A 10,054-nucleotide genomic window follows, 5' to 3' on the forward strand; every position below is an offset into this window, starting at 1 on the left:
AAATTCTGTTCTATAAAATCATGTCTAATTCACTGTTAATCAATTTGTCCTTCTTAACACCCGAACCAACTGGAATCGGGACTTATGCCGCTAATATTTTCCCAGAACAGCAACAGCTAGAACCAACATTACTGACTTCCCAGCAAATTGAAAATTATACTTGCTATCAAATCCCCGAAACTCTGACACCGGATCGAGGGCCGAAAGGACAAATTAACAGGCTGCTGTGGACTCAATTTGAGTTACCTAAAATTTACAAAAAATTGCAGTCAAGCCTGATATTTTCCCCAATTCCCGAAGCACCTTTGTATTCCGGCTGCCGCTACATCGTCACAGTTCACGATTTAATTCCTTTGCGATTTCCCCAACGGTTTTCTCGATTAACAGCTTATTTCCGCTACTATATACCGCAGGTTTTGCGGCAAGCAGAACACATTATTTGCGATTCTCAAGCAACGGCGGCAGATGTTGCTAACTTTTTCCAGATTCCGTCTAAGAAAATGAGCGCAATTCCCCTAGCTTGCGATAATATTAATTTTAGATATCTCGACTTGCCAGCCAAAAATTATTTTCTTTATACCGGCAGACACGATCCTTACAAAAACTTGGAAAGATTAATTGCTGCATTTGCGAGTTTGCCCGATCGCGCAAATTACGAATTGTGGCTAGCTGGGCCTCCCAATGCCTACACGCCGCAGTTGACAGCACAAGTTGAAGAATTAGGTTTACAATCTTTGGTAAAGTTTCTCGGTTACGTTCCCTATTCTCAATTGCCCGTACTGATGAATCAGGCGATCGCCCTAGTTTTCCCTACACTTTGGGAAGGATTCGGCTTACCAATTTTAGAAGCAATGGCTTGCGGCACACCCGTCATCACATCCAACCTGTCATCAATGCCAGAAGTAGCCGGAGATGCCGCATTATTAGTCAATCCTTACAGCATCCCAGAAATAGCCGAAGCCATGCAAACAGTAGCCACAGATTCAAAAGTGCGAGCGAACTTAAAAACTGCTAGTTTAGCCAGATCATCTCAATTTAGCTGGCACAAAACCGGAAAAGCAACAGCCAACATCTTACAACAATATCTGTAAATCTTCCCTCTCTTCCTTTCTGCGCCATCTGCGGTTAAACTCACATCTTACACCCTTGTCAGCAACAGGCTTTCCGGCCTGTTCCACAAAAGATAAATTTTATTGTGGAACAGGCATCTTGCGTCAGCAACAGGCTTTCCGGCCTGTTCCACAAAAGATAAATTTTATTGTGGAACAGGCCGGAAAGCCTGTTCCTAAAAAGCTAATTGATAATGGTGCAATATCTCAGGTTAAATAAAAAAAATCCCAGCCCAAAACCGCAATCTACATATTATCCCATGCCCAATCCCCAATCCAACCTGCTCATCAACCTCTCCTTCCTAATTTCCAAACCAACCGGCTTAGCCATCTACGCCAAAAACCTATTTCCCCACCTAAAATCTCTCAACCCAACATTACTAACAGCCGAAAAAATTCCCAATAACAACTGCTACCAAATCCCCGCAAACCTAACACCAGAACAAGGAACAAAAGGACACATCAACCGATTGCTGTGGACACAAACCAAACTCCCCAAAATTTACAAACAGCTAAAATCAAACCTGTTATTTTCCCCAATTCCCGAAGCTCCTCTATTTGCAGGTTGCCGCTATATAATTACAGTACATGACTTGATAGCGCTGCGATTTCCCCGTCGCTTCGATCCTCTGACACCTTACCACCGCTATTACATTCCCCAAGTGCTGCGGCAGGCTCAACACGTCATCTGCGACTCTGAATCAACTGCCAAAGATATCGCTAATTTTTGCAAGATTCCTACTAATTTAATTACGCCCATTTTCCCTGGATATGATACCAGTTTTTTCCGTTTTCTAGACTTACCAACAAGCAATTATTTTCTTTATATCGGCCGCCACAATCCTTATAAAAACGTGCAGCGTGTTGTAGCAGCCTTTGCTGCTTTGCATCATAATTCCGAGTACGAATTGTGGATAGCAGGTTCGGAAGACAAACGCTATACGCCGCTGTTGAAGGCGCAGGTTCAAGAATTGGGATTGGTCGATCGAGTAAAATTCCTAGATTACCTCCCCGCGGCCGACTTACCCAAAGTCATCAACCAAGCGATCGCCCTGGTTTTCCCCAGTCTTTGGGAAGGATTCGGGCTCCCCGTGCTCGAAGCAATGGCCTGCGGCACTCCTGTCATCACCTCTAACCTGTCTTCAATGCCCGAAGTGGCGGGGGACGGCGCCTTATTAGTCAACCCCTACAGCGTCGAGGAAATTGCCTCTGCTATGCAAGAGCTTGCAGTCGATGCCAAAGTTCGATCGCAATTGCGGGAGCTCGGTTTAGCCAGAGCAAAACAATTTAGCTGGGAAAAAACAGGCCTGGAAACTGCTGCTATTCTCGATCGATATCTTTAACGAAGGAAGTTCGGTAACGGATGTAACGGATGTAACGGATGGAAGAAGGAAGAGGGAAAAAGGAAGAGGGAAAAAGGAAGAGGGAAGAAGTCAGTAGGCCGATTTAATAACCAATGCCCCATGCCCCATGCCCAATTCCCAATTCCCAATTCCCCTCACAGCCTGAGTTAGGGACTGTAGCCCCCTTTTACTTATTGATACCCAACTGATCGCCGCGCTTGTACTGCTGATAAGCAGCAAAAAACAGCCCCGCCAGAGTAACAAAGATTAGACCCAGAACAATACCTGAAAGCAGCGGTTCTACCATGAGAGCTCCTTAACGTTAAGATTTAACAACCTATTTTTAATATTACCAGCACTTACACAGATGAATTTTCCAAAAAGCGCCCTTCCGGGAGTCTCAGACCTTGCTCTCCCCGCTGCGAACGATTAAGCTATGTTATGAGAAATAAATTTTCTTGTAGATACTATTTTTAATTGAACTCCTTTGAATAACCAACTTGCCAGGAATGAAATTAAAAACCCGATCGAGCGACTTGCCATATTTGCGCTAGCGGTGTTACTTGCCATCATGTTGGCAATTATCACAATACGTCAATTTCAAGTCGCCGATCCTTACGTCAAAAGCGTACTATCCCTCACGGGCAACCCGTTTCAGGGTTCCGCCATCTTTCAAATGAACTGTGCGGGTTGTCACATCTCCGTTTCAGACAGTCAAGTCGGGCCCAACTTGCACGGAGTGTCCGAGCGCAAATCCGAATTGGATCTGATCCGGCAAGTCACCAGCGGGCAAACCCCACCAATGCCGCAGTTTCAACCGAGTCCGCAAGAAATGGCCGACTTGCTGAAGTATCTCGAACAAATTTGACCAAGGAAGGGGAACGGAATTCGTTCCCCTTCTTTGGCAGAGCCTCCAAACCCATGCAAAGAGGCTCTGCTTCCCGCTAGTCCCTCTTTGCTGGGACGGCAGGCAAGTGTATGCTCGGTTTTAAATGCCGAGTTTGATCTGCAGACTAAACCAGCAAGCTAAAACTCTGAGCCGATAACTGGCTCGGCTGCACGCCCGTCAGTATAGCCAAAATCTGGTCGCTGTTGGCGATCGCGATCGCCGTCGAGCCATTAGTTTCGGTTAACGACAGTTGATTGAAGTCCAAGCCTCCCACCAACTCGATCGAATCAACTCCTGCAGTGAAGTTGAAAATCGTGTCAATTCCTCCGCCCGCTGACAAGACAAAGCCATTGCTGCCAATGCCACCGACGAGGGTATCGCTGCCAATGCCGCCAAAGAGCAAATCATCGCCGGTGTCAGCAAAGAGCAAATCATCGCCGCTGCCGCCAATTAAGGTATTGTTACCCTCACCGCCACAGAGAGTGTCATTGCCTTGATCGCCAATGAGCACGTCGTCGCCAGCGCCTCCCAAAATTACGTCATCGGCTTTGCCCCCGTACAATAAGTCATTGCCTTCGTCGCCAGAAAGAGAGTCGTTGCCACGATTGCCATAAATCGTATCGTTACCGCGATCGCCAAAAATCAGGTCAAACCCTTTGCCACCAAAGAGAGTATCGTTATCGATCCCTCCGTAGACAGTATCGTTGGCTATATTGCCATTGATGTAGTCGCCGCCCCCTCGACCAAAGATCAAATCGTTGCCGCTCAACCCGAAGATAGAGTCATTGCCGACACTACCCACGATCGTATCGTCGCCGTTAGGGCCGTTGCTCACACCCGCTGAAGGAGTGCCGGGCTCATTGGGAGTAGCGATCCTGGGGAAGTTCTCAGGGCAAACCAAATCTGTCGGTACAGGTGGAGGCGTCGGCGTCGGTGCAGGTGCAGGTGGAGGCGTCGGTGCAGGTGGAGGCGTCGGCGTCGGTGCAGGTGCAGGTGGAGGCGTCGGTGCAGGTGGAGGCGTCGGCGTGGGTACAGGTGGCAATGGCAATGGCGGCGTAGGCGTCGGCGTCGGCGTCGGCGTCGGCGTCGGCGTCGGCGCTGGGAAGTTGCCGAAGTTGATGCCGGTGACAATAGCGCCTGAAGTTAGGGTGATGTCGGCCGGTTCGGGTGTGCTTTGGGTAAACCCAGTTTGGTTGACTTCCCTGACGCGGTAGGTTCCCGGCGTTAGGTTCGCGAACAGGTAGTTACCACTGTTGTCTGTGGTAGTAGTAACAGGAGCAGGAGCAGTTCCAGCTACGACATTGGTTAACTGAATTTGGAAATTGGGTAAACCCGGTTCTCCAGCATCCTGAGTGCCATTGTTGTTGGTGTCTTGGAACTTCAGACCTCGGATCGCCCCGGGTTGGGGCAGGAAGTTGCCGAAGTCAATGCCTGTGATGTTATCGGAGGGATTAACCGTAACGGGGGCGGGGTTGGGGGTCGTCTGCGTCCAGCCGTTTTGCTGGACTTCCCTTACCTGGTAAGTACCTGCGGGTATATCTCGGAGAGTGTAGTTGCCCGCTGCATCAGTGATGGTAGTCGGTTCGCCCTGCTGAAAGATGCCATCGGGATTGATACTGTCGAGGAATATTTGCCAGTTACCTAGCCCCAATTCTCCGGCATCCTTAACGCCGTTGTTGTTGAGGTCATTGAATTTTTGACCGCTGATAGTGCTCGACTGGAAGTTGCCGAAGTTGATATTAGCGATGTCTTGACCGCTGGTGACAGTGATGTCGGCCGGGTTGGGGGTAGTTTGCGTCCAAGTAGGCTGCAAGACTTCCCGCACCTTGTAGGTTCCTGCTGGCAAGTCGAGGAATTTGTAATTCCCTGCGGGATCGGTGGGGGTGTTCACTTCTCCTGTGTCGAGAGTGCCGTTATCGTTGGTATCGAGGAAGAATCTCCAATTGGGAAGTCCTAGTTCCCCGGTATCTTGTACCCGGTTGTTGTTGAGGTCATTGAACTTCACACCGCTGATGCTATTGGGCTTGAAGTTGCCAAAGTTGTTGTTTTGGGAGTCGGTGCCGCTGGTGACGGCGATCGTAAACGCGCCGGAAAGAGTAGGGGTGGCTGGGTTGACGGGGGGTAGAGTTTGCGTCCAGCCTGTTTGTGGCACTTCCCGCACTGTATAAGTGCCGACTGTAAGGTCGTCGATCTCATACTGACCCGTAGCATCGGTGATTTCGCTTTCTTCATCAGCATCGAAGGTGCCGTTATTGTTGGCATCCAGGTAGATTGTCCAGCCTCCTAGCGGTGGTTCTTCTGGCGCATCTTGGATGCCATTTTTGTTGAGGTCATTAAATTTGATCCCGCTGATTTTGCCTAGTTGGAAGTTGCCAAAGTCTTGAGCCGTAATGTTTGTGCCGCTGACCGGGTTAATTGTATAGGAAGTCGGGCCGGCGGTTTGTGAGAAACCAGTCGCTACGTCTTCTCTCACAAAGTGCCGACCGGAGCCGACGTTGGCAAAGCTGTACGTCCCAGCAGCCGCTGGCGCTGTCCCGGTAACTTGAGAGGCAATTTCCGTATCACCGCTATCTAAAGTGCTGTTATCGTTAGTATCTTTGAACAAGCGAATGGTAGTGCCGTTGAGGGGGGTGTCGTCAGCAGAGAAGCCGTTGCCTGTGATGTCGGTGAATTTGGTGCCACTAACGGTGATATTTTGGAAAACGCCGAAGTTTTGACCCGTGACGGGAGTACCGCTTTGGGCGGTAACGAGAATTGCGGCAGCGGGGAAAGAGATAGTGGAGTTGGCTGGGGCAGTGGCTTGTATCAGGTAATTGCCGGGGCCGATATCCGCGAATGTGTAATCTCCGGCTCCTGCAGTGGTTTGTGCAGTGCCGACAACCGTATCTGTGCCGACTTCTAGCGTGTTGTTGTTGTTGGTGTCTTTGTATAAGTTAACGGTGATGCCGTTTAATGTGGTGTCATCGGGCGTGAAGCCGTCGCCTTTGAGGTCTGTGTAGGTTTTGCCCGCGATCGATGTCAGTTGGAAGTTGCCGAAGTTAGCACCGGTAACATCAGCAGTACCAGTCGTCACCGTTGGTGCCAAAGTCTGCACCCAATCGGTTTGTAACGTTTCTGCGATCGCTGTATTGGCCTTAGTATCCGTGAGAGTGTATTGGCCGAGAGTAACAGCAACGGCAGATGTTACATTAGTCGTCGTACCTGCGGTAATAGTCCAGCCGCCTAGACCTGGTTCAGTTGCCGCGGCACCTTGCAGGCTATCCCCGTTAAGGTCGTTGAATTTCTGACCCACGACCACAGGGCCGTACTCGTAAGCACCGATGTCAACACTAGGTTTGCTGACAAGAGTATTGTCGATTTTCCTAGGGAAACCTGTACCGCGTTGGTCAGTAGTTAAACCGGCCGCTGTTGCGTCGGCGCTGTTGCCACCGCCAATGGCTTGGTTAGTGCTAGTTGTGACCGGGCTGTTATCAACTAGGGCAAGGGTGAAAGGAGCCGGAGCCGTTGCGCCATTCAATCCGGCAGAGCTGACTGGTGCTAATACATTTGTCAAAGCACCGGTTAGTTGCTGAGTCGCTGTAAAACCAGTGCTACTGCCGAGAACCCCAATTAGGTTGTTGTTCCCGGTGAATGTCCCGGTAACATCTGTGTTGGTAGTAGCAACGTTGCCAGCGACGATCGTGTTTTTGACTGAAACTGTACCGCCGTTGTTGTAAATTCCTCCGGCATTAGCAATCAGACTAGCCGGTGTGCCAACTGTCGCGGCTGTTGCAGAGTTATAAGCGATCGTGTTGTTAGTGAGGGTAGCTGTAGCACCTAAGTTGACGAAAATTGCACCACCTGCGGCTGTACCCGCACCTGCGGCAACATTACCAGCATTGCCACCCGTAACTGTGTTGCTATATAAGGTGCTGTTGGTCATGGTCAAAGTGCCACCGCCAACAAAAATCGCGCCGCCTAAACCTGCACCGCCGCCACCAAAGCCAATAGCACCTGCACCGCCAAAAGTGCCCCCTGCGCTTGCACCATTGCCACTACCGCCACCGCCGCCGAAGCCGCCAGTGCCGCCAGCGCCGATAGCACCAGGCGCCGCACCTGTACCAAAAGTACCGCCAGCACCACCGCCGCCACCAAAGGTGCCAGCACCGCCAGCACCGCCATTGCCACCATTACCTTGAGTACCACCACCCCCAGCACCGCCACCGCCACCGGCACCACCACCACCGCCCCCACTACCGACAACGCTACCAGCGCCACCAATGCCGCCAGTACCGCCAGTACCGCCAGAGAAAGTTGCAATACCTGTACCACCATTACCACCTGTACCACCATTACCGGCAGGACTGCCAGCTCCACCGGCAGTACCCGGTTCGCCATTTTCTCCATTTCCGCCAAAGCTAGGACGACCGTCGCGGCCATTTGCTCCATTTCCACCGGGTGTGCCTCGAAAAACAGTAGCCAAATCCGCGCTACCACCCTTGCCACCATTCCCCGCCGCACCTGCACCGCCAACGGCAGAGTTATTAGAAAAAGTAACTCTGTCAACTGTGACTGTACCGCTGTTGATAAAAAGTGCGCCACCTAAACCCGCAGCGCCACCACCGCCGATGGTTCCTGCGTTGCCTACTGCTTTTGCGGAATCAATGGTGAGGTTTGAGATGTTAAATGTTGTGTTATCAACTACGAAGGCACGGTTGTTATTGCCGCTGATCTTGAAACCACCGCCAACAATAGTGGTGGTGTCGGTAATTCTCGGCAATTGCCCTGCGAGGGTAATATCGGCAGTGAGAGTGATCGTGTCAATGCCACTGTTGATGTTGGCAACATTGATGGCATTTACCAGTCCGTTAAAGTCGCCAGTCGTTTGGTTCAAGTCAGCCAGTACGCCACTGTAAGCTTCCCTCGCCTCAGCCGAAAATGCCAAAGGTGTTTCTATTTTGCCCGTAGTTACTTCGAGTTCCCAGTCTCCACCCAACGCAGCATTCCCAGTCAAGTTATCGGAAGCGGCAATATTTGCCCCGGTGAGCTGGCTCAGCCTTTGGACGAAGGCGACACCGGCTTCTGTGGCGGCGACGTTGCAACCGTAAAGTAGAATTTCGGGTTTAGCTGTAATTGAAGAGTTCGAGTTTGCTTCGGCTGCTGGCAAAGCAAACCATTTTTCTAAATAATTGCGGTAGCTTTCAATGTTGCACAGATTTAGTTCTGTCGCTCCCAGTTGTAAGCTGGCTGCTGCGCCGTGAGACAAAATGTGGACGGCTGCAATGTTTTTCCGCTGTTTAAGTGTTTCGGCGATTTGCTCGATGCCGTCGCGATCGGCTTTCAGAATAACAATTTCTGTATCGGGATTGGCCGTTTCTGTTAAACTTTCGCCATCTTTAACTTGTGAATCTGCAAAAACTATCTGGTGTTTCGGTTCTTGATAGAGTTCCACGTTCAAATTCTCCTGGTACACGCACACATCAAATTCATATCACAAACCAACCGCAGCAATGATCGCTCTTTTTCCAGCGCGGATGAGAGTCGTTGGCGAAGCCCTCGAAGAGGATCGCCCCTAATTTAACCTAAAGGGAATATTGACAAAAACTTTTTTTTATGCACCCTGCCCTAACTGAGTTAGTGTGATTGTTTAGAAGTTTTAAAGGGGGATATTGTTCCGGCTGTTACAACAATGTTGGAGAAGACGTGCGCGCTGTTTATTGATATACCAGAGATGAAGAAAACACCAGATTTTATAAAAATTGTCAATCGAATAGTTAACTGATGACGATCGATATTTGTTAATCAAGAGTCATCAGTCACGGTTATTAGCTGTAAGCTGGTGTTATTGGGTAGTTGGTGGCTGCTGAATGATCTGTATGTGCGATCCTCTTCGAGGGCTTCGCTAACGAACAACTCCACTCAAATTGCTTGGTAGGGAGGAATGCAAGTTTTCTGAGTTTTATGAAGGCTTGCATTCCTCACGAGGACCTTGATAAATGTTATTTATCAGGCAGAGATAGGCTGACTCATGAGTAAAATTCCGGGAGACTATTAGAATCAATAAACTGACTCGAAAAAATTAAAATTAGGCGGACAGTCCAGAATATTAACTCCTCTGCCATTTTGGTGCGTCAAAGACTCACTAATTACCAAGTTTCTTCATCGGAATCATTGGAATTGCTCCAGATTTCCACATCTAAATCATTGAGATAAATCAGAGCAGTTTCAATCTGTTTACTTGTACCGTTAAGTTCCAAGTCAAACCAACCGTCATCTAAAGTTTTAACACCCAACAAAGCAGCATTAAAATTCACCGTCAAACCGTATTCAGAAATCAGGTTAGAGATTACAGGTTCCTGATGGTATTCTTTAGGAATACGAATGCGAATGCGCGTTTGAGTTGGTCTCTTGTCACCACTATCAGATTTGGGAATATCTGATTCTTGGGTTTTGTGAAAATTGTCGATCGCCTCAAATTCAGATTCGCTAGTGTTGTGATCTAACATTGGGAACTCCTAATGTTTGTTTCAGTTTACATTTTGCACCAATATCTTGTAGGGTGCGGATCTGCGAGATTTTCGAGCTTCCAACCAGATTGTCGATAGCGCCGCACCCTACTACTGACTGGTTTGAGGGATGAGGTTCACAGCGCGCACCCTAATGACTAATGACTAATGACTAATGACTAATGACTAATGACTAATGACTAATGACTAATGACTAATGACTAATGA

The 10,054-nt window shown here is 49.2% G+C and carries 7 protein-coding genes; 4 read left to right on the forward strand and 3 right to left on the reverse strand.

What is annotated here, in order from left to right:
* Window positions 1–20: 20 nt before the first annotated feature.
* The 3 genes from QUB24_RS27625 to QUB24_RS27635 are packed head-to-tail and all read left to right on the forward strand — an operon-like array spanning window position 21 to window position 2,452.
* Window positions 21–1,091: a glycosyltransferase family 1 protein gene (locus QUB24_RS27625; protein WP_333156797.1), complete on the forward strand. Its 1,071-nt coding sequence runs from the start codon at window positions 21–23 to the stop codon at window positions 1,089–1,091.
* 55 nt (window positions 1,092–1,146) lie between these two features.
* The gene (locus QUB24_RS27630) at window positions 1,147–1,329 is read left to right on the forward strand and encodes a hypothetical protein (RefSeq protein ID WP_333156791.1); all 183 of its coding nucleotides are present in this window, start codon (window positions 1,147–1,149) and stop codon (window positions 1,327–1,329) included.
* Between the two features lie 40 nt (window positions 1,330–1,369).
* On the forward strand, window positions 1,370–2,452 hold the full coding sequence (locus tag QUB24_RS27635; protein ID WP_333156792.1) for a glycosyltransferase family 1 protein: 1,083 nt from the start codon (window positions 1,370–1,372) through the stop codon (window positions 2,450–2,452).
* Between the two features lie 187 nt (window positions 2,453–2,639).
* On the opposite strand, the gene petG is transcribed toward QUB24_RS27635, so the two are convergent.
* Window positions 2,640–2,759 (reverse strand): cytochrome b6-f complex subunit V, encoded by a 120-nt coding sequence (gene petG / locus QUB24_RS27640; protein ID WP_006632329.1) that lies wholly within the window; start codon window positions 2,757–2,759, stop codon window positions 2,640–2,642.
* Between the two features lie 180 nt (window positions 2,760–2,939).
* On the opposite strand from petG, the gene QUB24_RS27645 reads away from it, so the two are divergent.
* Complete coding sequence (locus QUB24_RS27645; protein ID WP_333156793.1) at window positions 2,940–3,320, forward strand: cytochrome c; 381 nt, start codon at window positions 2,940–2,942, stop codon at window positions 3,318–3,320.
* Window positions 3,321–3,465: 145 nt separating this feature from the next.
* Here QUB24_RS27645 and QUB24_RS27650 read toward each other — a convergent pair whose 3' ends face one another.
* Both QUB24_RS27650 and QUB24_RS27655 read right to left on the reverse strand, forming a co-directional pair.
* Complete coding sequence (locus QUB24_RS27650; RefSeq protein ID WP_333156794.1) at window positions 3,466–8,772, reverse strand: DUF4347 domain-containing protein; 5,307 nt, start codon at window positions 8,770–8,772, stop codon at window positions 3,466–3,468.
* Between the two features lie 694 nt (window positions 8,773–9,466).
* Complete coding sequence (locus QUB24_RS27655; protein WP_333156795.1) at window positions 9,467–9,826, reverse strand: NIL domain-containing protein; 360 nt, start codon at window positions 9,824–9,826, stop codon at window positions 9,467–9,469.
* Between the last annotated feature and the right edge of the window lie 228 nt (window positions 9,827–10,054).

The organism is Microcoleus sp. B9-D4 (assembly GCF_036705105.1).
Classification (GTDB): Bacteria; Cyanobacteriota; Cyanobacteriia; order Cyanobacteriales; family Microcoleaceae; genus Microcoleus.

Coding starts and splice junctions, on each gene's coding strand:
- petG (WP_006632329.1), bottom strand. CDS start 2,759: ATGGTAGAACCGCTGCTTTCAGGTATTGTTCTGGGTCTAATCTTTGTT.
- QUB24_RS27625 (WP_333156797.1), top strand. CDS start 21: ATGTCTAATTCACTGTTAATCAATTTGTCCTTCTTAACACCCGAACCA.
- QUB24_RS27635 (WP_333156792.1), top strand. CDS start 1,370: ATGCCCAATCCCCAATCCAACCTGCTCATCAACCTCTCCTTCCTAATT.
- QUB24_RS27655 (WP_333156795.1), bottom strand. CDS start 9,826: ATGTTAGATCACAACACTAGCGAATCTGAATTTGAGGCGATCGACAAT.